Here is a 21,726-nt window from a genome sequence, read left to right as displayed (position 1 = left end):
GCATCGGCACGTTCAGGCAGGTGTGGCCGGCGAGTTGCGGCCGGCCGTCTCGTGCGACGAACCGGCCACGAGACGGAACCGCGATCCTGGGGGTCAGGCCTGCTCGGCCAGTTCGGAGCGCGTCGGAATCGACGGCTGAGCGCCCGCGCGCGTGACCGACAGCGCCGCCGCGCGTTGCGCGAAGCGGACGGCCGTGTCGACGTCCGCGCCGGCCGCGAGCCGTGCGGAAAAGCCGCCGATGAAGGTGTCGCCGGCGGCCGTCGTGTCGACGGCCTGCACGGCCGGCGCCGGATAGTGCCGCGCGGTGCCGTCGGCCGTCAACGCGAGCACGCCGCGTGCGCCGAGCGTCACCAGCACGTTGCGCGCGCCGCCGGCCTGGAGCGCCCGCGCGGCGACTTCGGCTTCTGCCGGATCGCGCACGCGCAGCCCCGTCAGCGCGGCCGCCTCGACCTCGTTCGGGATCAGGTAATCGACGAGCGGCAGCCAGCCGTCCGGCAGCGGCGCGACGGCCGGGGCCGGATTGAGCACCACCGTGCGGCCGAGCCGGCGTCCGGCCGACAGTGCCGCGAACACCGTGTCCGGCGGCGTCTCGAGCTGGCAGATCAGCACGTCAGCCGCCGCCAGCGCGGCCTCGTGCCGCGCGATCGTATCGGTCGTGACCTCGCCGTTGCCGCCCGCGACGATCACGATCGCGTTCTGGCTCCCATCGTCGACGACGATCAGCGCGACGCCGGTCGACGCCGACGCGCTCGTCGCGAGCCCCGCGCAGTCGATGCCCTCGGCCTCGAGGCCCGCGCGCAGTGCCGCGCCGTGCGCATCCGCGCCGACGCAGCCGATCATCGCGACCTGCGCGCCGAGCCGGGCGGCGGCGACGGCCTGGTTGCCGCCCTTGCCGCCCGCGGCCTGCGCGAAGGCGTGCCCGGCGAGCGTTTCGCCCGGCAGCGGCAGTCGCGGCGCCCGCACGACGAGATCCATGTTGAGGCTGCCGACCACCGTCACGCGGCCGGCGCCCGTTACGGTCGCCGTCATGCGCGAGCGCCCGGCGCGGCCGGCTCGCGGTAGATTGCCGTCGATTCGCGCAGCACGAGGCGCGGCGACACGACGCGACGGCGGCTCGGCACGGCGCTCGAACCGCCGCCGATCCGTTCGATCAGCGTCTGCGCCGCCATTTCGCCGAGCGCGCGCACCGACTGGCCGACCGTCGACAGCGCCGGATACGTGTAGCGGGAAAATTCGATGTCGTCGAAGCCGATGATCGAGCAGTCGTCGGGCACGCGCATCCCGCGCTCGGCCGCCGCGCGCAGCGCGCCGACGCCCATCAGGTCGTTGCCCGCGAAAATCGCGCTCGGCCGCACCGATTCGAACAGCCGCGACGCCGCGTGATAGCCGCCCAGGCACGAGAAATCGCTTTCGGCGATCGCGCCCGGCACGATGTCGACGCCGCGCTCGGCCATCGCGCGGATGAAGCCGTGCACGCGCATCGCGCTGACGGCGGTGTCGGTCGGCCCCGTGATGCAGCCGATCTTCGCGTGCCCGAGTTCGAGCAGGTGGCGCGTCGCCAGATACGCACCGCGCTCGTGGTCGATCTGCACCAGATCGGCCGCGAGCCCCTCGATGTTGCGGTCGACCACGACGAGCGGCGCATGGATATCCGCGAGCGTCTGCGCGAGCACCGCGTCCTCGCCCGCCGACGCGACGATCAGCCCGTCGATGCGCTTTTCCTGCAGCACGCGCAGGTAGTTGCGCTGCTTCACGGGATCGTCGTCCGAATTGCAGAAGAACACGCAATAGCCGTTGGCCGCGCACTGATCCTCGATGCCGCGCGCAAGCTCGGCGAAGTACGGATTCGTGCTGTTCGGCACGACGAGGCCGATCGTCGCCGTCGCCCGCGCCTTCAGCGAGCGCGCCACGGCCGACGGCACGTAATTCAGCTCGCGGATCGCGCCCTCGACCTTCGCACGCACATCCGCGGACACCGGCCGCGAATTGTTCACCACGTGCGAGACGGTCGTAAACGACACGCCCGCCATGGCCGCCACATCCTTGATCGTCGCCATTTCCCGTTTCTCTCTGGTCTGTTCTGTCTGTCTTTTTACCGCACGCGCGTACGCCGGCTGCGATACGTATCGAGCACGACCGCCACCACGATCACCGCACCCGTGATGATCCGCTTCGTCGGCTCGTTCGCCCCGATCTGCGCCAGCCCCGCGGCCAGCACGGAGATGATCAACACGCCGAAGAACGTGCTGATCACCGAGCCGCGCCCGCCCATCAGGCTCGTGCCGCCGATCACGACGGCGGCGATCACCTGCAGTTCGAGGCCCGCGCCCGCGTTCGGATCGGCCGCCTCGAGCCGCGAAATCTGGAACAGCGACGCGAGCCCCGCGAGCGCGCCCATTAGCGCGAATACGAGGATTTTATACGGCCTCGGGTTAACCCCGGCAAGCCGCACCGCTTCCTCGTTCGTGCCGATGCCGACCAGATAGCGCCCGAATACCGTGCGCGTGAGCACGAACTGGGCCGCGATCATCACCGCGACCGCGATCAGGAACGCCGGCGAAATGCCCAGCGCGATCGGGTTCGACAGGAAATCGAACGCGTCGCCGATATACGCGGTGCGCGAATTCGTCAGTTGGTACGCGAGGCCGCGCGCGGCCTCCAGCACGCCGAGCGACACGATGAACGACGGAATCCGCCAGCCCACCGTGACCGCGCCCGTCAGCGCGCCCGTCGCGGTCGCGACCGCGATCCCGATCAGCGCGGCCGGCAGCGGCCCCCACTGCCATTTCAGCGCGGCGACGCTGACCATCGACGCGGCGAGCGCGAGCACCGAGCCGACCGAGAGGTCGATCCCGGCAATGATCAGCACGAAGGTCATCCCGACCGACATCACGACGAGATCGGGAATCTGGTTCGCGATCGTGCTGAACGTGTCGTAGGTCAGGAAATGCGAGCTCAGCACCGAGAACAGCGCGATCATCGCGGCCAGCGCGCCGGCCAGCCCGAGATAGTTCGACAGGCCGAGCCGCGTGCCGGACAGCGTGCGCGCGCGGCGCCCCGTCACGTCCTGCTGCGCGCCTGCGTCGGTCGGGGATACGGGAGGCTGGGTCATTGCTGTGGTCCTGTCGTCGAAGTGCCCGGAGCGGCGCCGCGCGCCTGCCCCGCGTCCGGATGCTGCATGGCGGCCGCCGGCGTCTCGCGGCCGAAGCCGGCGAACGCCGCGGCCAGCAGCGCATCCTGGGTCCAGTTGCCGCGCTCGAACACGGCGGTCATGCGCCCGGCCGACATCACGCCGATCCGGTCGCAGATCAGCATCAGCTCGCGCAGGTCGCTCGATACGACCACCAGCGCGCGGCCTTCGCGCGCGAGCGCGCCCATCAAAGTGTAGATCTCGAATTTGGCGCCGACGTCGATCCCGCGCGTCGGCTCGTCGAACAGCAGCACGCCCATGTCGCGCGCGAGCCAGCGGCCGATCACGACCTTCTGCTGGTTGCCGCCCGACAGTTCGCCGACGGGCTGCGCCGCGCCGTGCGTACGGATTCGCAGCGCATCGATCTGCTGCTCGGCGAGCGCCGTTTCACGTGCGGCATCGACGATGCCGCCGCGCGCGAGCCGCTCGAGCTGGCCGAGCGACACGTTCGCGGTGATCGACTGCGACAGCAGCAGTCCTTCGCCCTTGCGATCCTCGGTGATCAGTGCGATGCCCAGCTTCACCGCGTCGACCGGCGACGCGATGCGCGCCGGCTTCAGCGGCTGGCCGACCGCGATCGTTCCGGCATCCGGCGTATCGGCGCCGTAGATCAGCCGCAGCAGCTCGGTGCGTCCCGCGCCGATCAGCCCCGAGATGCCGAAGATCTCGCCCGCGCGCACCTCGAGCGACACGTCGCGCACCGCCGTGCCGCGCGTGAGGCCCGAGACCGCGAGCCGCGGCGCGCCGAAGCGGCGCTCGCCGAGATCGATGTGTTCGCCGACCTCGCGCCCGACCATCAGCGTGACGAGCCCGTCGGACGTCGTCGCCGCCATGTCGCCCGCATGCACGAGCCGGCCGTCGCGCAGCACCGCGACGCGCTCGGCGACGCGCGCAAGCTCTTCGAGCCGGTGCGAGATGTAGACGATCGCGACGCCGCGCGCCTTCAGCCGGTCGATCTGCTCGAACAGCAGCTCGACTTCGCGTGCGGTCAGCATCGCGGTCGGCTCGTCGAGAATCAGCACGCGGCAGTCGCCGATCAGGTTGCGCGCGATCTCGACCATCTGCTGGTGGCCGATGCCGAGCGCGCCGACTGGCGTATCGGGGTCGACCGCGTCGAGCCCGACCTGCGCCATCGCGGCACGCGCGTCGTCGCGCAGCCGCGCACGATCGATGATCCCGAAGCGCCGAGGCAGGCGGTTCAGGAACAGGTTTTCGGCGACGCTCAGCGTCGGCAGCAGGTTCAGCTCCTGCATCACCATGCGCACGCCGAGCGCCTCGGCCTGCGTGCGGCTCGCCGGCGCGTACGCCTCACCGCCGAGTTGCATCGTGCCGGTGGTCGGGTCGACGAGCCCGCCGATGATTTTCGACAGCGTGCTCTTGCCGGCGCCGTTCTCGCCCGTCAGCGCGAGCGCCTGGCCCGCGTCGAGCGTCAGCGTGACGTCGGCGAGCACGGGTTCGGCATAGGTCTTGCCGATGCCGGATACGGACAGCACGGGATGGGCTGAACGGGAGGGTTGGAAGGTCGGTTCCATCGCGATCCTGGTTGCGGCCGCGCGCACGGGGCGCGCGGGTATGACGCTCACTAGTGCATGTGCATGCAGTGGCCGTGATCGCGCTCACACCGGATAACGGCCGCCGCGCCGGATTCTTGAGGGCGGCGGCCGGATCGGCGCGGCGTTACTTCGTCACGAGATCCACCGGCGTCTCGACCACGCCGGACATGTCGGCCTGCTTGCGATGCTCGGCGATCGCCTTGAGCGCGGTGTCGATGCCGAACACGGCCTGCTTCGCCGCGTACTGGTCGGCGGTCGCGAGCACGCGGCCGTCCTTCAGCATCGGCTTGATCGCGTTGATGTTGTCGTAGCCGACCACGAGCACCTTGCCCTGCTTGCCGGCCGCGCGCACGGCCGACACGGCGCCGATCGCCATGTTGTCGTTGCCGCACAGCAGCGCCTTCAGGTTCGGATATTCGTTGAGCATCGCGGCGGCCACCGCATTGCCCTTGTCGATCTCCCATTCGCCCGACTGCACCGACACGACCTTCATCCCGCCCGCCTTCATCGCGTCCTGGAAGCCGGCCGTGCGCTGCTGCGCGTTGGTCGTCGTCGACACGCCTTCGACGATGCCGACCTGGTCGCCCGCCTTCAGCCGCTTCGCGAGGTAATCGCCGATCTTGCGCGCGCCCTTGCGGTTGTCCGGACCGACGAACGGCACGTTCAGGTTTTTCGACTTCAGCACGTCGGGATCGAGCCGGTTGTCGATGTTCACGACGACGATGCCGGCGTCCACGGCCTTCTTCACGACCGGCACGAGCGCCTTCGAATCGGCCGGCGCGAGCACGATCGCATCGACCTTCGAGACGATCATCTGCTCGACGATGCGGATCTGGTTCGCGGTGTCGGTCTCGTCCTTGATGCCGTTGGTGATCAGGTCGAACTGGTTCGCGTTGTGCTTCTGGTATTCCTTCGCGCCCGTTTCCATGGTCAGGAAGAACTCGTTGGCGAGCGACTTCATCACGAGCGCGACCTTTGGCTTGGCCGCGGATTGCGCGTGGACGGCCGGTGCGGCGGCCACCGCGACGGCGGCGAGCGCGGCGGTCAGGAAGCGACGGCGAAAGCGGACATTCATACACATCTCCTGGCGACTGGCCCGAAGGCCGGATTGTTATTCGACTGTTGTTTTAATGTGAGCAAACGTTTGCGCCACACTACCCGGGCAATGGCCATCGATGCTGCTGTCGGTACCACGGAATGGAAGCGAGGCAGACGGCCGACTGCCTGGCGCGTGCTGTCGTCGACGCGCCACCGCCGGCGGGACGCCGGCGGAGTGAAGGCTATGCTGTACCGATTCGCTTCGGCGCGCAACCTGTCTGATCAATATTTAAGGGTTTATTCGGAGCGCGCGAGCGCGCTTCACGACGCGCAAATACGACACTCGCGATGCCGGCGGCGGATCGTCGAAATGCTTCGCAGGCGGCTTGCCGGTGATGATGCGGGTCGTTCCGAACAGCGTGATCGCGTCGACGATCGGCACGAAGCGCGGCCGCGTTCGCCGTCGCGATATGTCGTCGACTGAGACGGAACCGGTGATTTGAACGCGCAGCCTTGTGAACGAGGACGACTGCCGATTGTGCGTTCCGCGCCGAGGTTCGGCGTCGCAGGTTGTTCTTGTTTTTCTGTTGGCTGAAAGCATCGGCGATCGTCACCTGACGCGACGCACCTTGCGTGTTATCGCATCGGCGGATGCTTCAGCCGTGATGGCGGCAATCCCCTGCCGCCGCCCGGTGCCGTATGCGGCAACGCACACGTGGTGCAAGTCGCGCCATCCGCGGCAATGGCCCGGACGGCGAGCGACACGCTCGGGTCAAATCAAACGGCTTCGCGCAACAGCCCCGCGATTTCCGCTTCGTTCAGGTGCGGCGCGAACATTTCGATCAGCCGGTACGCATACGCACGCAGGAACGCGCCCTTGCGCAGCCCGACCCGCGTCGTGCTCGCCTCGAACAGGTGTTGCGTATCGAGCGCGACGAGCCCCGTGTCGCGCTGCGGATCGTAGGCCATCGCCGCGACCACGCCGATCCCCATCCCGAGTTCGACGTAGGTCTTGATCACGTCCGCGTCGATCGCGGTCAGCACGACGTCGGGCACGGCGCCCGCCTGCGTGAACGCCTGGTCGATGTGCGAGCGGCCCGTGAAGTCCTGGTCGTACGTGATGATCGGGTACTCGGCGATTTCCTCGAGCGTCAGGTTCGCGCGGCCGACGAGCGGATGGCCCTTCGGCACGACGACCGTGTGGTGCCACGAATAGCACGGGAACGTCACGATGTCCGGATAGCGGTCGAGCGCCTCGGTCGAGATGCCGAGATCGGCCTCGCCGTTCAGGATCATCTGCGCGATCTGCTGCGGGCTGCCCTGGCGCAGCGCGAGATGCACCTTCGGGAACACCTCGGTGAACTGCCGGATCACCTTCGGCAACGCGTAGCGCGCCTGCGTGTGCGTCGTCGCGACGACGAGATGGCCGCTGTCCTGATCGGCGAACTGGCGCGCGACGCGGCGCAGGTTCTCGGCGTCGAGCAGCATCCGCTCGATCAGCTGGTGCACCGCCTTGCCGGGCTCCGTGAGCCCCGTCAGCCGCTTGCCGCGCCGAATGAAGATGTCGACGCCCAGCTCATCTTCCAGATCCTTGATCTGTTTCGACACGCCCGACTGCGACGTGTACAGCACGTTCGCGACTTCCGTCAGGTTCATGTTCTGGCGCACCGCTTCGCGCACGAACCGCAATTGCTGAAAATTCATGGGTATGCCTCTTAGGCTGTCGTTGTTTGATTGTTCAATCGGAGCGAAACCCGCCCTCTGCCCTGCTTTGTCTCGTCAACGCGCGGGAAATACCCGCACGGCGCGCGGCACGGCCGTCGCGCCGTCGCCGACCTGCAGCGACAGCGCCCGCCATGCGTCGCGATCGAGTTCCGCCTCGAGCGCGCCGCCCGCGCGCGCCTCGAGCTCCACGCGCACCGAACCGCCGAGCGGAATCACGCGCCGCACGTCCACCGCGATGCCGTCGCGGTGCCCTTCGCCCGCCGGCCACAGCTGCAGATCGTGCGGCCGTACGTAAGCGTTCGCGGGGCCCGCGAAATCGGCGTCGACCTCGATCGGCGCAGCCGCGCCCTCGGCGACGAAGCCGCGTCCGGCAACCGTGCCCGGCAACCGGTTCGCCGCGCCGAGGAACTCGTACACGAACGCGCTTTGCGGATGATCGTAGACGTCCTGCGGGCTGCCGACCTGCTCGACGTGGCCGCGATTCAGCACGACGATGCGATCGGCCACTTCGAGCGCCTCTTCCTGGTCGTGCGTGACGAAGATCGTCGAGATGTGCAGGTCGTCGTGCAGGCGACGCAGCCAGCCGCGCAATTCCTTGCGGACCTTCGCGTCGAGCGCGCCGAACGGTTCGTCGAGCAACAGCACCTTCGGCTCGACCGCGAGCGCGCGGGCGAGCGCGATGCGCTGGCGCTGGCCGCCCGACAGCTCGGACGGATAGCGCTGCGCGAGCCAGTCGAGCTGCACGAGCTTGAGCAACTCGTGCACCTTCTCGCGAATCGCGGCTTCCGACGGCCGCTCGCGGCGCGGCTTCACGCGCAGGCCGAACGCGACGTTCTCGAACACCGTCATGTGGCGGAACAGCGCGTAGTGCTGGAACACGAAGCCGACTTGGCGATCGCGCGCGCCGACCGACGCGACGTCGAGCCCCTGCAGCACGACCTGGCCGGCGTCCGCGTGCTCGAGGCCCGCGATCACGCGCAACAGCGTGGTCTTGCCGCAGCCGGACGGCCCGAGCAGCGCGACCAGTTCGCCGGGCGGGAAGTCGAGCGAGACGTTGTCGAGCGCCGTGAAATCGCCGAAGCGCTTCTGAAGGTTACGGACGGTGATACCCATTCTGGTTGCCTCTTTACGATTTCGACGAAACGGCGCCGACAGGGCCGGCATGTGCGGGAACGGCGTCATGCACGTCGGCCAGTTCGGCCGCCAGATGACGCTCGGCGATCAGCTTCAGCGCGAGCGTGACGAGCGCGAGCAGCGCCAGCACCGACGCCACCGCGAACGCCGCCGCGAAGTTGTATTCGTTGTACAGGATCTCCACGTGCAGCGGCATCGTGTCGGTCACGCCGCGGATGTGGCCGGACACGACCGACACCGCGCCGAACTCGCCCATCGCGCGCGCATTGCACAGGATCACGCCGTACAGCAGGCCCCACCTCACGTTCGGCAGCGTCACGCGGCGGAAGATCTGCCAGCCCGACGCGCCGAGCACGCGCGCGGCTTCTTCCTCGTCGGTGCCTTGCGCCTGCATCAGCGGGATCAGCTCGCGCGCGACGAACGGGAACGTGACGAAGATCGTCGCGAGCACGATGCCCGGCACCGCGAAGATGATCTGCACGTCGTGATCCTGCAGCCACGGCCCGAACCAGCCCTGCGCGCCGAACAGAAGCACGTACACGAGGCCCGAGATCACCGGCGACACCGAGAACGGCAGATCGATCAGCGTCGTCAGCAGCGCCTTGCCGCGGAATTCGAACTTCGCGATCGCCCACGATGCGCACACGCCGAACACGAGGTTCAGCGGCACGGCGATCACGGCGACGGTCAGCGTCAGCTTGATCGCCGACCACGCGTCGGGATCAGCCAGTGATTCGAGATAGAAGCCGATGCCCTTGCGCAGCGCCTCGACGAATACCGCGGCGAGCGGCACGACGAGGAAGAACGCGAGGAACGCCAGCGCGATGCCCGTGAGCAGCCAGCGCACGACGCGCGACTCGCTGACGGGGTCGAGCCGCTTCGCGGCACGCGCGGCCGGCGACGGGGTTTTCAGCACGACGGTGGCCTCCTGGGTCATTACTGGCCTCCTGCGGCGGCAGCAGCGGCGGTGACGGTGGCGGGCGCCGGACCGCTCGCGCCCTTGCTCGTACGACGCTGCAGATACCACTGCAGCGTGTTGATCAGCAGCAGCATCAGGAACGACACGACCAGCATCACGACCGCCAGCGCGGTCGCGCCCGCGTAGTCGTACTGCTCGAGCTTCGTGATGATCAATAGCGACGTGATCTCGGATTTCATCGGCACGTTGCCGGCGATGAAGATCACCGAGCCGTATTCGCCGAGCGCGCGCGCGAACGCGAGCGCGAAACCGGTGAGCAGCGCCGGCAGCACGGCCGGCAGCACGACGCGGCGGAACGTCAGCCAGCGCGACGCGCCGAGGCACGCGGCGGCTTCTTCCTGCTCGCGCTCGAAATCCTCGAGCACCGGCTGCACGGTGCGCACGACGAACGGCAGCCCGATGAAGGTCAGCGCGACCAGCACGCCGGCCGGCGTGAACGCGATCTTGATGCCGAGCGGCGCCAGATACTGGCCGACCCAGCCGTTGGTCGCGTAGACGGCCGCGAGCGAGATGCCGGCCACCGACGTCGGCAGCGCGAACGGCAGGTCGACGACCGCATCGACGAGGCGCTTGAACGGGAACGTGTAGCGCACCAGCACCCATGCGACGAGGAAGCCGAACACGGCATTGATCAACGCGCCGCCGAGCGCGGCCGAGAACGTCAGCCGGTACGACGCGAGCACGCGCGGCGACGTGACGGCGGTGACGAACTGGTCCCACGACAGCGTCGCGGTCTTCAGGAACGTGGCGGCGAGCGGAATCAGCACCACGAGGCTCAAATAGGCCACCGTGATGCCGAGTGTCACGCCGAAACCGGGCAGCGCGCTCGGCTTGCGAAAGGTGTACGTCGTCATCGGATGCTCTTGCTGGGTCGATGCTGCTCACGGGTCCGACGCAAACGCCGGCGCAGTGAATCGCGCCGGCGGCCCGTCGGGGATGCGGCGCGCTGTCGTGGCGCGCCGCTTGTCGTTATGGCGTTACTGCGGCTTGTAGATCGAATCAAACACGCCGCCGTCCGCGAAATGCGTCTTCTGCGCATTCGTCCAGCCGCCGAACGTGTCGTCGACCGTGTACAGCTTCAGCTTCGGGAACTGCTTGGTCAGCTCCGCCGGCACGTTCTTCGAACGCGGCCGGTAGTAGTTGCGCGCCGCGATTTCCTGGCCCTGCGGGCTGTACAGGTAGTTCAGGTAGGCCTCGGCCAGCTTGCGCGTGCCCTTCTTGTCGACCACCTTGTCGACCACCGCGACGGGCGGCTCGGCCAGGATGCTCACCGACGGCACGACGATCTCGAACTTGTCGGTACCGAATTCCTTGACCGACAGGAACGCCTCGTTTTCCCAGGCGATCAGCACGTCGCCGATCCCGCGCTGCACGAAGCTGGTCGTCGCGCCCCGCGCGCCCGAATCGAGCACGCCTGCGTTCTTGTAGAGCTTCGTGACGAATTCCTTCGCCGTCTGCTCGTTGCCGCCCGGCTTGTGCTGCGCGTAGGCCCATGCGGCCAGGTAGTTCCAGCGTGCGCCGCCCGAGGTCTTCGGGTTCGGCGTGACGATCGAGATGCCCGGCTTGGTCAGGTCGTCCCAGTCCTTGATCCCCTTCGGGTTGCCCTTGCGCACCAGGAACACGATCGTCGACGTGTACGGCGATGCGTTGTCGGGCAGGCGCTTCTGCCAATCCTTGTTCACGAGCCCCTTGTTCGCGAGCGCGTCGATGTCGTACGCCAGCGCCAGCGTGACGACGTCCGCCTGCAGGCCGTCGAGCACCGAGCGCGCCTGCGCGCCCGAGCCGCCGTGCGACTGCTTGAAGTTGACGGTTTCGCCCGTCTTCGCCTTCCACTCCTTGCCGAACGCCTGGTTGAAATCCTGATACAGCTCGCGCGTCGGGTCGTACGACACGTTCAGGAAGGTCGTATCGGCCTGGGCATGCGTCGCGACGCCCAGCGCCGCCGCCGCGCCCAGCGCGAGTGTTGCGATCAGGCGGCCCACTCCGCCCACCAGCCCCGTATTGCGCTTCGCCATCCTTGGTTCTCCAGTGTTGTCGGTATTGCGATGTCGGGCCAGTCTATCGAACGGGTTACATGATTAAAAATAATCGTTCCTTATTTTTTAATACTCAAAAGTGCTAACGCAGACGGGATGGACGGTTGCGGCGGACGAACCGGCGTCCGGGCGTCGCGAAATCACGCCGGAACCGCCGCGATCGCGTCGAACCTCAAGTAACACTTGAAATTCGCCAAGTACTGTATAAAAATACAGCTCACTGTCTATCCATACAGTTGAGCCATGACCAAACTCACCGCCCGTCAGCAGCAAGTGTTCGACTTGATCCGTCGCGCGATCGAGCGCTCCGGATTCCCGCCCACCCGTGCCGAGATCGCGGCCGAACTGGGCTTCAGCTCGCCGAATGCGGCCGAGGAGCACCTGCGCGCGCTGGCTCGCAAGGGCGTGATCGAGCTCGCCGCCGGCGCATCGCGCGGCATCCGGCTGCTCGGCATCGACGACGCCCCGCACCAGTTCACGCTGCCGCATGCCGGCCTGATGCAACTGTCGCTGCCGCTCGTCGGCCGCGTCGCGGCCGGTAGCCCGATCCTTGCGCAGGAGCACATCTCGCAGCACTACGCGTGCGATCCCGCGCTGTTCACCAGCAAGCCCGACTACCTGTTGAAGGTGCGCGGCCTGTCGATGCGCGACGCCGGCATTCTCGACGGCGACCTCCTCGCCGTGCAGAAGCGCACGGAAGCGAAGGACGGCCAGATCATCGTCGCGCGTCTCGGCGACGACGTCACGGTCAAGCGGCTGATGCGCCGGCCCGGCGGCCTCGAGCTGATCGCGGAGAACCCGGATTACGAAAACATCTTCGTCAAGGCCGGCAGCGCGGATTTCGCGCTGGAAGGCATCGCCGTCGGGCTGATCCGCTCGGGCGAACTCTGACATTCCGTCTCTCCAGGAGAACATCATGGAACGCCTTGCCCGCCTGCTGCCTTTCCGTCAATTTGGTCGCCTGCGTCATCTGCGCGGCCGCACGCCCTGCGCACCGCTGTCCGCGGCGGCGCCTGTGCAAGAAGAAGTCGCAGTCGAACGGCAGGCGTCCCTGCTGCCGTCAGCGCTCCCCGCGTTCGCGCGGGTATCGCTGAACGCCGGTCTCAATCACGCGGAACCCGCGCGCCGTGCGCCGGTGCGCGTCTATCACGGCCGTTCGCGCCTGATCATGGTCGGCACGATCGACGCCGTGTGCCGGATGATCGATCGTTGCATCGCAGAGGAACGATCGGCCACGCCGGGCGGTCTCTGATTGCGGAACCTTCCCGCACCGGAGGCAACGTGACTGGATCGTCGCGCCGCGCATGGCGACTCAAGCCCTTCCTGATCGTCGCGCTGGTCGTCGCCGTCATTGCGACGCTCGGCTATGCGTACGCGTCGCCGTATGTCGCGCTCGGTCGCCTGAAATCGGCGATCGATGCGCGCGACGCGCAGGTGATCAGCGAGTACGTCGACTTTCCGTCGCTGCGCATCAGCCTGAAGCAGCAGGTCACGGAAGAGTTGATGCGCCGGATCGACGCAGTGAAGAAGGACAATCCGTTCGCGGTGATCGGCGCGCTGATCGGGTCCGCGCTGATTGGCCCGCTGGTCGATGCGTACGCGACCCCGGAAGGCGTCGCTGCGCTGATGAGCGGATTGCCGCCACGCGGCAATCCGGGCGAGCGTCCGCCTGAGTGGTCGAATCGGCCACCAGCAGGTAATGCCCCCGGCAACACGCCTGCCGCGCCGCCGGCCGCCAATCCTGCTCCGGCCAGTACTGCCGTACCGGGCAGCAACGCGGCCGCTCCGGCGGCATCGTCGCCGGCACCCGTGTCCGCCGCACCGGCCAGCCCGAGCGAAGCAACCCAGGCGCCGCACCAGCAGCAAACCAGCGCGGGCTATCGAAATATCGACGAATTCGTCGTGACGTACCAGCGCAGTGCCGACGGCACGCGCTATGCGGCGATCTTCCACCGCTTCGGGCTGTTCTCGTGGAAATTGTCGGGGATCGACCTGCATGCATAGCAAGCCGCGTTCGATGCCCGCACTGCTGATGCAGCGCGCCGCCTGACCGGCCCGCATCGCCGGTCAGGCAGTCATCGAGCCTTTAGATCATTTGCCGTTCGCCGTAGCCGCTTCACGCTCGCGCGCGATTTCGGCCTTCTGCTCTTCCGCCGACGAACACGCTACCAGGATGCTGCAGTTCACGCGATCGAGCAGTTGCGTATTGCCCGACCCCATCCACCATCTCGACAATCCGCTGCGGCACCGGTGGCCGACGACGACGAGATCGACCTTCAATTCCGACGCGAGATTCGCGATTTCGTCGATCGGATAGCCGAATGCGAAATGGCCTTCGGCCTGCACGCCGCGCTCGCGCAGCCAGTTCACGCCTTCCTGCAGGATTTCGCGCGCGGTTTCCTCGAAGCGGCCGCATGCGACATCAGTCAGCAAACCTGCACTTTGCGCAATGCTCGAACGCATGTCGACGACCGACAGCAAATGCGTTTCGGCCTTCAGGTCCATTGCGAGATTGGCCCCGTAACGCAGCGCCTTGCGCCCTTCGAGCGTGCCGTCGTAACACAGCAAAATCTTGTTGTAGCTAGCCATGAAGCCTCCCTATCGCGACAACGAGCCTACGCATTCATCATGGTGCGCCGCAATTCAAGACGCAAGGGATGGAAAACGCTGATTCGCCCCGCACGGCGCGTGCGCGATGATGCGGCGCACGATCGGTGCGCAATTGCATCACACCGGGCAGACATGCCCTGAAGCGATACGGCCAATGCACTAGAATGGCCCGCTCGACCTCCAGCGGGCCACCGCGCGCCGGCGTCGTGCGCTTCGGTCATGCCCGTGTGACACCCCTGCGCCCGATCCGTTCGCAAACCGGCCACGCACCGGGCAGCAGAATGCGCCCGCTTGAAACGACAACACGCCCATGTCCGTCGCACCGATCGATTTCCGCAACGTCGAAAAGCGCTATGGCGACAAGCTCGTCGTCAACGGCCTGTCCTTCAACGTGAAGGCCGGCGAATGCTATGGCCTGCTCGGGCCGAACGGCGCCGGCAAGACCACGACGCTGAAGATGCTGCTCGGCCTCGCGCATCCCGATGCAGGCGCCATTTCGCTGTGCGGCGAACCGGTTCCATCGCGGGCGCGACACGCACGCCAGCGGGTCGGCGTCGTCCCGCAGTTCGACAATCTCGACCCCGACTTCACCGTGCGCGAGAACCTGCTCGTGTTCAGCCGCTATTTCGGGATGTCGGCGCAGGCGGCACGCGCGCTCGTGCCGCCGCTACTCGAATTCGCGAAGCTGGAAAACAAGGCCGATGCGAAGGTCGGCGAGTTGTCGGGCGGCATGAAACGCCGCCTCACGCTCGCCCGCGCGCTCGTCAACGATCCCGATGTGCTGGTGCTCGACGAGCCTACGACCGGCCTCGATCCGCAGGCGCGGCATCTGATGTGGGAACGGCTGCGTTCGCTGCTCGCCCGCGGCAAGACAATCCTGATCACCACGCATTTCATGGAGGAAGCCGAGCGCCTGTGCGATCGGCTGTGCGTGATCGAGGAAGGCCGCAAGATTGCCGAAGGCGCGCCGCACGCCCTGATCGAATCGGAGATCGGCTGCGACGTGATCGAGATCTACGGGCCCGATCCGGCCGCGCTGCGCGACGAATTGTCGGCATTCGCGAAGCACACCGAGATCAGCGGCGAGACACTGTTCTGCTATGTGATCGATCCCGAACCGCTCACCGCACGACTCAAGGGCCGCCCGGGGTTGCGCTATCTGCATCGCCCGGCCAATCTGGAGGATGTGTTCCTGCGGCTCACGGGCCGCGAGATGCAGGACTGATCGACCATGGACGTTCGCAACTATTCCGCCACCACGCCGTCGGCGCTGCCGCGCGAGTCGCGCTTCGCGATCGCGATGCCGGCCAACGCAAGCAACTGGATCGCCGTCTGGCGGCGCAACTATCTCGTGTGGCGCAAGCTCGCGCTCGCATCGATGTTCGGCAATCTCGCCGATCCGATGATCTATCTGTTCGGGCTGGGTTTCGGGCTCGGGCTGATGCTCGGCCATGTCGACGGCGTGTCGTATATCGCGTTCCTCGCGGCCGGCACGGTCGGCTCGAGCGTGATGATGTCCGCGAGCTTCGAGTCGATGTATTCGGGTTTCTCGCGGATGCACGTGCAGCGCACGTGGGAAGCGATCATGCATACGCCGCTCGCGCTCGGCGACATCGTGCTCGGCGAGATCGTGTGGGCGGCCAGCAAGGCACTGCTGTCGGGCGGCGCGATCATGCTCGTCGCGGGCGGGCTCGGCTATGCGCAGTTTCCGTCGATGCTCGCCGCGCTGCCGGTGATCGCGCTGGCCGGCCTCGCGTTCGCCAGCATCGCGATGATCGTCACGGCGCTCGCGCCGTCCTACGACTTCTTCATGTTTTATCAGACGCTCGTGCTGACGCCGATGCTGCTGCTGTCGGGCGTGTTCTTCCCGATCACGCAGTTGCCGCCGCTTGCGCAGCACGCGGCGCAGGCGCTGCCGCTCGCGAATGCGGTCGAACTGATCCGGCCCGCGATGCTCGGCCGGCCGGCGACCGACATCGCGCTGCACGTCGCGGTGCTCGCCGGCTACGCGGTCGGCGGATTCCTGCTGTCCGCGTGGCTGTTCCGGCGGCGGATGATGCGCTGACGGCCGGGCGCGCCGGACACCGGGCGCCGGCTTCATGCGACGACGTTACTCGTCGTCGTCGCTCCACGGAATTTCAACGTCGGTCAGGAACGCCACGGTCGCGAGCGGACCACCTTCCTGGCGGCCGAGCTTGCCGTCCGCGCGATGCCATTCCACGCGGAATTGCGTACCCGGATCGTCGGCCACCAGATAGACCGTGCGCAGTTCTTCCTTGTCGGCTTCGTCCACCGGGCCGTCGAACGACACCAGCATCTTCTGCGGCCACAGTCCGTTGACCGGATCGTAAATGCGATCGCCTTGCGGAATGTCGATGCTGGCCTCGACACCGATCGTTGCGGAGGCCTCGATGATCATCGTGCCGAGTGCTTGCAGCACGGCAGTCGCCCGCGCGGAATTGGCCTGGCGGATCGCGAGATCGCCGCGCGTCAGCGCCTTTTCGAGTCGAGGATGAATCTTCGGTTGGGTCATGCGTTTTCCTGTTTGCTTCTTGTAAAGGGCGCCGCACGCGTGAAGCGGCGGCGCCGGATGAATACGAATGCGACGATTGCGCCGGGCCGGCGTGTCGCCCGCGTCGTCAGAACCCGAACGCGATCGCGAGCAAGCCGCTCACGATCCCGAATACGACGACGAGCGTCGCGACGATCGCCAGCATGTAAGGCTTGAACGAACGCGCGAGCATCGCGAGCGACGGCACGCTGATCGGCGGCAGCGTCATCAGCAGCGCGGCGGCCGGACCGACGCCCATGCCGAGCGACAGCATCGCCTGGATGATCGGCACCTCGCCGGCCGTCGGGATCACGAACAGCATGCCTGCGACCGCGAACGCGACGATCCAGCCGAGGTGATTGCCGATGTCCGGGCCGATATGCGGGAACAGCCACGCGCGCGCGGCGCCGAGCAGCAGCACGAGCACGATGTATTCGGGCACGAGCCGCACGGCCATGCGCGCGAGCAGCTTCATCCAGCGGACGAACGGATTGCCGGCCGCGGCCTGCTCGGCTGCCAGCGCGGCGAGCTGCGCATCATCGATGCTGCGGTCTTCGGGACGCGCGATGCGGTTCAGCAGGTAGCCGATCCCGAACACCATCGCGATGCCGAGCACGAGGCGCAGCGCGCTCCAGTGCCAGCCGAGTACGAAGCCCATGAACACCAGCGCCGCCGGGTTCAGCACCGTGTTGCCGAGCCAGAACGCGACCGCGCCGCCCGGCGACGCGTGGCGCGCCCGCAGGCCCGCGACGACCGGCGCCGCGCAGCACGTGCACATCATCCCGGGCAGCGACAGCAGCCCGCCCGCGGCGACGCTGCCGAACCCCGTGCGGCCGAGCACGCGCGCCACCCAGTGCGCGGGCAGCAGCGCCTGCACGGCCGAGCCGAGCAGCAGGCCGAGCACCATCGCCTGCCAGATCGCCTTGCCGTATGCCCACGCGTAGTCGAGGGCCGCCTTCAGCGACGGCTCGGGTGCGGCCGCCGACGTGCCCATCAGGATCGACTGGCCGATCGAATGGTGCTCGGCGGCAACGAATGCCTTGTTGTAGTACGGGAACCATTTCACATAGAACAGTCCCGCGACCGCGATCAGCAGGAAGGTCATCCAGCCGAGGGCCGGATTCGGTTGAGTGCGTGTGGTCGTCATCGTGTGGTGGTCGTTGATGGATCTTTGTCGGTTTCGGATGTCGTGCCGGCGGCGAGCGCGGCCGATGCGGGCAACCCGGCTTGCGCGAGTTCGGCCAGCAGCAGGCGCGCCTGCTCGCGCACGTCGGCCGCGTTGGGCCGGAACGTGAAAGTCAGCGCCCGGTTCGGCTTGTTGTACGTCGCGCGATAAGTGCGCGCGTAGGCGGGATCGTAATGCCTGTCGATCAGTTCGGCGAACAAATCGGCCCGCGCACCGGCATCGATCAGCCCCTTCCAGCGCGTCACCTCTTCGCGGCTGTGCAGGCCGATCAGCCGATGAAGCTGTGCCTTGAACGCATCCGGCTCGTCGAACAGGTGCGCGTAATCGTCGAGCAGGAACGCGATCCGCTCGTCGTGAGCCGCTTCGACCTGCACCCATGGGCCCGCGTGAAACGCTTCGATCAGCGCGATCGGCAGCTGCACGAGCCCGATCCTGCGGCTTTCCGACTCCACGAATACCGGCCATTCGGGGTCGAAACGACTAAGCGCCTCCACGAGCCCCGAATCGAACCCCTTCTGCGCCGGTTGCGGCTTGCCCGGCAGCGCGCCGAGCAGCGAGCCGCGATGGCACGCGAGCGCTTCCAGATCGAGCGTCTGGGCACCCACGTCGCGCAGCGCATTCAGCAGGCGCGTCTTGCCGCAGCCCGTATGGCCGACGAGCGCGATGTAGCGAAAGCGTGTCGGCAGCGAGTCGAGCGTCGCGCATACCGACTGGCGGTACGCCTTGTAGCCGCCGTCGAGCTGGCGCGCCTTCCAGCCGATCAGGTTGAACCAGGTCGTCATCGAGCCCGAGCGCTTGCCGCCGCGCCAGCAGTAGATCAGCGGCCGCCAGTTGCGCGGCCGGTCGGCGAACGTCGTGTCGAGATGGCGCGCGATGTTGCGCGCGACGATCGCCGCGCCGACGCGCGTCGCCTCGTACGGCGACACCTGGCGATACATCGTACCGACGAGCACGCGCTCTTCGTTGCTGAGCACGGGCGCGTTCAGCGCGCCGGGGATATGGTCCTCGGCGAACTCGAGCGGCGTGCGCACGTCGATGATCTCGTCGAACTCGCCGGCGCGATCGAGGGTGACAATCAGGTTCTTCAATTTGGCGTCGAACAGGGGCGATGCGGCTCGAGGAGCCGCATGGGCACGGAAGGCGGATTGACGATTATCTCACGGGCCGGCGTCCCGGGCCTCGCGCGGCGGTCGGCGGCGGCGAGGCGGCCTGCATCGCGTCGATCAGGTGGTCGCGAAATGCGCGCACCGACGCGGGCAGATCGCGCCCCGCCATCGTCTGCACCTGGATGCTGCGTTCGCGCAGTTGCGGGTTCGTCATGGGCACGACGACGAACCCGTCCGCATCGGCACGGTCGCGCACCGACAGCAGCCCCGTGAACATCACCGCGCCCGTGCGCCGTGCGTAGCCGTACATCGCCGCGGTGTTGTTGCTCGTCAGCTCGGGCTCGAGCAGCAGCCCGTCGAGCGCGCACGCGATGTCGATCAGCTGGCGCACCGTCGTGCCGGCCTCGGGCAGCAAATGCGCGTGCCGCGCGACATCGGCGAGCGACACCGCGTCGCGCGCCGCGAGCGGGTGATCCTGGCGGACCAGCGCAAAGACCGGCGCGCGCTCCGTGTGGTCGACACGCACGCCCTTCTCCGGCGCGAGGCTGAAGGTCAACGCGATGTCCGCATCGCCGTCGCGCACGCGCCGGGTCGCGTCCGCTGGCGACACGACCCACACGATGAAATCGACGCCCGGGTGGCGGGCCTTGAAGCTCCCGAGCACGCCGGGCAGGAAATCGATCGCGAACCCTTCCGAGCACGCGATCTTCAGCAGGCTGCCGTGCAGCGCGTCGAGCCCGCCGATGTCCTTCATCACGTGCTCGGCCTCCAGCAGGCTGCGCTGCGCGAACGCCAGCAATCGCTCGCCGGCTTCAGACAACGCCATCCCGCGCGGGCGCCGCTCGAACAGCGGCGCGCCGAGCTCGCTCTCCAGCTTCGCGATCTGGCGGCTGATCGCCGACACGGCCACGTGCAGCCGCGCCGACGCGTCGCTGATCGAGCCGGTACGCGCCACCTCGACGAAATACCGCAGTGCCAGGCCATGCAGGAAAGCCGCCATCGTCGTGTCTCCGCGCCGCATCCGGCCGCGCTGCTTTGCCTTTTTGGCAAAGAAAGGTTCGAAATTCGATCATTGTGACAAAAAAACCGGCTTTCTAGAATCGATCGCACTTCACGTTGCCTGCGCGGCCCGCGCACGGCGAACCCGACCGAGGAGACCCGATTTGAGCCGTACCGCCGCCATCCAGCACGCGCTGAACCAGTTCGAGTCCGGTGCGTTCTTCACGACCCTGAGCCGCCGCGTCGGCCTGCGCACCGAAAGCCAGGACCGCGGCAACGAAGCCGCGCTGCGCGCCTACCTGACCGACGAGATCGCGCCGGAGGCCGGCCGCCTCGGTTTCACGTCGCGCATCGTCGACAACCCCGTCGACGGCGGCGGGCCGTTCCTGCTCGCATCGCGCCACGAAGACGACGCGCTGCCGACCGTGCTGATCTACGGCCACGGCGACGTCGTGCGCGGCTACGACGCGCAGTGGCGCGCGCCGCTGTCGCCGTGGACGCTGACGGCCGACGGCGACCGCTGGTACGGCCGCGGCAGCGCCGACAACAAGGGCCAGCACACGATCAACCTGGCCGCGCTGGCGAGCGTGCTTCACGCACGCGGCGGCCGGCTCGGCTTCAACGCGAAGCTGCTGATCGAGATGGGCGAGGAAACCGGCTCGCCGGGCCTCGACGCGCTGTGCCGCCGGGAGCGCGACGCGCTCGCGGCCGACGTGCTGATCGCGTCCGACGGCCCGCGCATCGCCGCCACGCGCCCCACGGTATTCCTCGGCTCGCGCGGCGCGGTCAACTTCAAGCTGAGCCTGCGCGCCCGCGACGGCGCGCATCACTCCGGCAACTGGGGCGGACTGCTGCGCAACCCGGCGATCGTGCTCGCGCATGCGCTCGCGAGCCTCGTCGACGCGCGCGGCGCGATTCGCGTCGCGGGGCTGCGCCCGCCGCCGATCCCGGCCGCGGTGCGCGACGCGCTCGCCGATCTGTCGGTCGGCGGCGGCCCCGGCGACCCGGCGCTCGACGCCGACTGGGGCGAGCCCGGCCTGTCCGCGGCCGAGCGCGTGTTCGGCTGGAATACGCTCGAGATCCTCGCGTTCAAGGCCGGCAATCCGGAGCATCCCGTCAACGCCATCCCGCCCGCCGCGTATGCGCACTGCCAGTTGCGCTTCGTCGTCGGCACCGACTGGGAAGCGCTGCAGGCGCACCTGCGCGCGCACCTCGATGCGCACGGCTTCGCCGACGTCGAGATCGACGTCGAACGCGGCGCACCGGCGACGCGCGTGCCGCCGGACGATCCGTGGGTGCGCTGGGCCGTCGCGTCGCTCGCGCGCACCACCGGCAAGAAGCCCGCGATCCTGCCGAATCTCGGCGGCACGCTGCCGAACGACGTGTTCGCCGACACGCTCGGGCTGCCGACGCTGTGGGTGCCGCACTCGTACCCGGCGTGCTCGCAGCACGCGCCCGACGAGCACCTGCTCGCGAGCGTCGTCAGCGAGGGGCTGCAGATGATGGCCGGCCTCTTCTGGGATCTCGGCGACGACGCGCCGCCCGTTCGCCGCGCGGCATCCGCCGCGGCCGGCGCCGCCCTGTAACGCGCTTCGCCCCTTTTCACGGGACCTGCACAC

22 protein-coding genes are annotated in these 21,726 nt (G+C 67.9%); 6 read left to right on the top strand and 16 right to left on the bottom strand.

Annotated features, from left to right (window positions below; genetic code table 11):
• Nucleotides 1-93: 93 nt before the first annotated feature.
• The 11 genes from rbsK to AP428_RS05595 all read right to left on the bottom strand — a co-directional run bounded on the left by rbsK (nucleotide 94) and on the right by AP428_RS05595 (nucleotide 11,634).
• Nucleotides 94-1,029 (bottom strand): ribokinase, encoded by a 936-nt coding sequence (rbsK, locus tag AP428_RS05640; protein WP_054927799.1) that lies wholly within the window; start codon nucleotides 1,027-1,029, stop codon nucleotides 94-96.
• Nucleotides 1,026-2,057: a LacI family DNA-binding transcriptional regulator gene (locus AP428_RS05635; RefSeq protein WP_011545351.1), complete on the bottom strand. Its 1,032-nt coding sequence runs from the start codon at nucleotides 2,055-2,057 to the stop codon at nucleotides 1,026-1,028. Before AP428_RS05635 ends, rbsK begins: the two co-directional genes overlap by 4 nt.
• 35 nt (nucleotides 2,058-2,092) lie before the next feature.
• The gene (locus AP428_RS05630) at nucleotides 2,093-3,112 is read right to left on the bottom strand and encodes an ABC transporter permease (RefSeq protein ID WP_006476069.1); all 1,020 of its coding nucleotides are present in this window, start codon (nucleotides 3,110-3,112) and stop codon (nucleotides 2,093-2,095) included.
• A complete protein-coding gene (locus AP428_RS05625; RefSeq protein WP_054927798.1) occupies nucleotides 3,109-4,722 on the bottom strand; it encodes a sugar ABC transporter ATP-binding protein in 1,614 nt (537 codons plus the stop codon). Before AP428_RS05625 ends, AP428_RS05630 begins: the two co-directional genes overlap by 4 nt.
• A gap of 145 nt (nucleotides 4,723-4,867) precedes the next feature.
• Nucleotides 4,868-5,818, bottom strand: a complete 951-nt coding sequence (locus AP428_RS05620) for a sugar ABC transporter substrate-binding protein (protein WP_011545349.1) — start codon at nucleotides 5,816-5,818, stop codon at nucleotides 4,868-4,870.
• 252 nt (nucleotides 5,819-6,070) lie between these two features.
• Nucleotides 6,071-6,382, bottom strand: a complete 312-nt coding sequence (locus tag AP428_RS37375) for a hypothetical protein (protein ID WP_231691681.1) — start codon at nucleotides 6,380-6,382, stop codon at nucleotides 6,071-6,073.
• 176 nt (nucleotides 6,383-6,558) lie between these two features.
• Nucleotides 6,559-7,485, bottom strand: a complete 927-nt coding sequence (locus tag AP428_RS05615; protein ID WP_027807388.1) for a CysB family HTH-type transcriptional regulator — start codon at nucleotides 7,483-7,485, stop codon at nucleotides 6,559-6,561.
• Between the two features lie 75 nt (nucleotides 7,486-7,560).
• Complete coding sequence (locus tag AP428_RS05610) at nucleotides 7,561-8,619, bottom strand: sulfate/molybdate ABC transporter ATP-binding protein (protein ID WP_012328435.1); 1,059 nt, start codon at nucleotides 8,617-8,619, stop codon at nucleotides 7,561-7,563.
• Between the two features lie 13 nt (nucleotides 8,620-8,632).
• Complete coding sequence (gene cysW, locus AP428_RS05605; protein WP_054927797.1) at nucleotides 8,633-9,577, bottom strand: sulfate ABC transporter permease subunit CysW; 945 nt, start codon at nucleotides 9,575-9,577, stop codon at nucleotides 8,633-8,635.
• Nucleotides 9,577-10,473 carry a sulfate ABC transporter permease subunit CysT gene (cysT, locus tag AP428_RS05600; RefSeq protein WP_006476075.1) on the bottom strand — a complete coding sequence of 299 codons (897 nt, stop codon included), beginning with the start codon at nucleotides 10,471-10,473 and terminating at the stop codon, nucleotides 9,577-9,579. Before cysT ends, cysW begins: the two co-directional genes overlap by 1 nt.
• Nucleotides 10,474-10,596: 123 nt before the next feature.
• Complete coding sequence (locus AP428_RS05595) at nucleotides 10,597-11,634, bottom strand: sulfate ABC transporter substrate-binding protein (RefSeq protein WP_011545345.1); 1,038 nt, start codon at nucleotides 11,632-11,634, stop codon at nucleotides 10,597-10,599.
• Nucleotides 11,635-11,898: 264 nt separating this feature from the next.
• Between AP428_RS05595 and lexA the strand changes: the two genes are divergently transcribed.
• From lexA to AP428_RS05580, 3 genes are read left to right on the top strand one after another with little or no spacing between them, the layout of a single operon-like run.
• A complete protein-coding gene (gene lexA / locus AP428_RS05590; RefSeq protein ID WP_006476077.1) occupies nucleotides 11,899-12,546 on the top strand; it encodes a transcriptional repressor LexA in 648 nt (215 codons plus the stop codon).
• 25 nt (nucleotides 12,547-12,571) lie between these two features.
• Nucleotides 12,572-12,907: a hypothetical protein gene (locus AP428_RS05585; RefSeq protein WP_006476078.1), complete on the top strand. Its 336-nt coding sequence runs from the start codon at nucleotides 12,572-12,574 to the stop codon at nucleotides 12,905-12,907.
• Nucleotides 12,908-12,936: 29 nt separating this feature from the next.
• Entirely contained in the window at nucleotides 12,937-13,659 is a 723-nt protein-coding gene (locus tag AP428_RS05580; protein WP_054927796.1) for a DUF2939 domain-containing protein, read from the top strand.
• 87 nt (nucleotides 13,660-13,746) lie between these two features.
• On the opposite strand, the gene AP428_RS05575 is transcribed toward AP428_RS05580, so the two are convergent.
• Nucleotides 13,747-14,244: a universal stress protein gene (locus AP428_RS05575; RefSeq protein ID WP_006476080.1), complete on the bottom strand. Its 498-nt coding sequence runs from the start codon at nucleotides 14,242-14,244 to the stop codon at nucleotides 13,747-13,749.
• A gap of 331 nt (nucleotides 14,245-14,575) precedes the next feature.
• On the opposite strand from AP428_RS05575, the gene nodI reads away from it, so the two are divergent.
• Complete coding sequence (gene nodI, locus AP428_RS05570; RefSeq protein WP_054927795.1) at nucleotides 14,576-15,490, top strand: nodulation factor ABC transporter ATP-binding protein NodI; 915 nt, start codon at nucleotides 14,576-14,578, stop codon at nucleotides 15,488-15,490.
• A gap of 6 nt (nucleotides 15,491-15,496) precedes the next feature.
• A complete protein-coding gene (locus AP428_RS05565) occupies nucleotides 15,497-16,330 on the top strand; it encodes an ABC transporter permease (protein ID WP_054927794.1) in 834 nt (277 codons plus the stop codon).
• 45 nt (nucleotides 16,331-16,375) lie between these two features.
• Here the strand turns inward: AP428_RS05565 and AP428_RS05560 are convergent, their stop codons facing one another.
• The 4 genes from AP428_RS05560 to AP428_RS05545 all read right to left on the bottom strand — a co-directional run bounded on the left by AP428_RS05560 (nucleotide 16,376) and on the right by AP428_RS05545 (nucleotide 20,108).
• Nucleotides 16,376-16,798, bottom strand: a complete 423-nt coding sequence (locus AP428_RS05560) for a hypothetical protein (RefSeq protein ID WP_006484198.1) — start codon at nucleotides 16,796-16,798, stop codon at nucleotides 16,376-16,378.
• A gap of 106 nt (nucleotides 16,799-16,904) precedes the next feature.
• Nucleotides 16,905-17,963 carry a permease gene (locus tag AP428_RS05555; RefSeq protein ID WP_027809855.1) on the bottom strand — a complete coding sequence of 353 codons (1,059 nt, stop codon included), beginning with the start codon at nucleotides 17,961-17,963 and terminating at the stop codon, nucleotides 16,905-16,907.
• Nucleotides 17,960-19,090 (bottom strand): tRNA 2-selenouridine(34) synthase MnmH, encoded by a 1,131-nt coding sequence (gene mnmH / locus AP428_RS05550; protein ID WP_053524145.1) that lies wholly within the window; start codon nucleotides 19,088-19,090, stop codon nucleotides 17,960-17,962. Before mnmH ends, AP428_RS05555 begins: the two co-directional genes overlap by 4 nt.
• A gap of 64 nt (nucleotides 19,091-19,154) precedes the next feature.
• The gene (locus tag AP428_RS05545; RefSeq protein WP_054927814.1) at nucleotides 19,155-20,108 is read right to left on the bottom strand and encodes a LysR family transcriptional regulator; all 954 of its coding nucleotides are present in this window, start codon (nucleotides 20,106-20,108) and stop codon (nucleotides 19,155-19,157) included.
• A 163-nt stretch (nucleotides 20,109-20,271) separates the two neighbouring features.
• On the opposite strand from AP428_RS05545, the gene AP428_RS05540 reads away from it, so the two are divergent.
• Nucleotides 20,272-21,693, top strand: a complete 1,422-nt coding sequence (locus tag AP428_RS05540) for a M20 family metallopeptidase (protein WP_054927793.1) — start codon at nucleotides 20,272-20,274, stop codon at nucleotides 21,691-21,693.
• The last annotated feature ends 33 nt before the right edge of the window (nucleotides 21,694-21,726 follow it).

Source organism: Burkholderia sp. E168m22, from assembly GCF_001319805.1.
Lineage (GTDB): Bacteria > Pseudomonadota > Gammaproteobacteria > Burkholderiales > Burkholderiaceae > Burkholderia > Burkholderia orbicola.
This window is presented reverse-complemented; position numbering and strand designations above follow the sequence as displayed.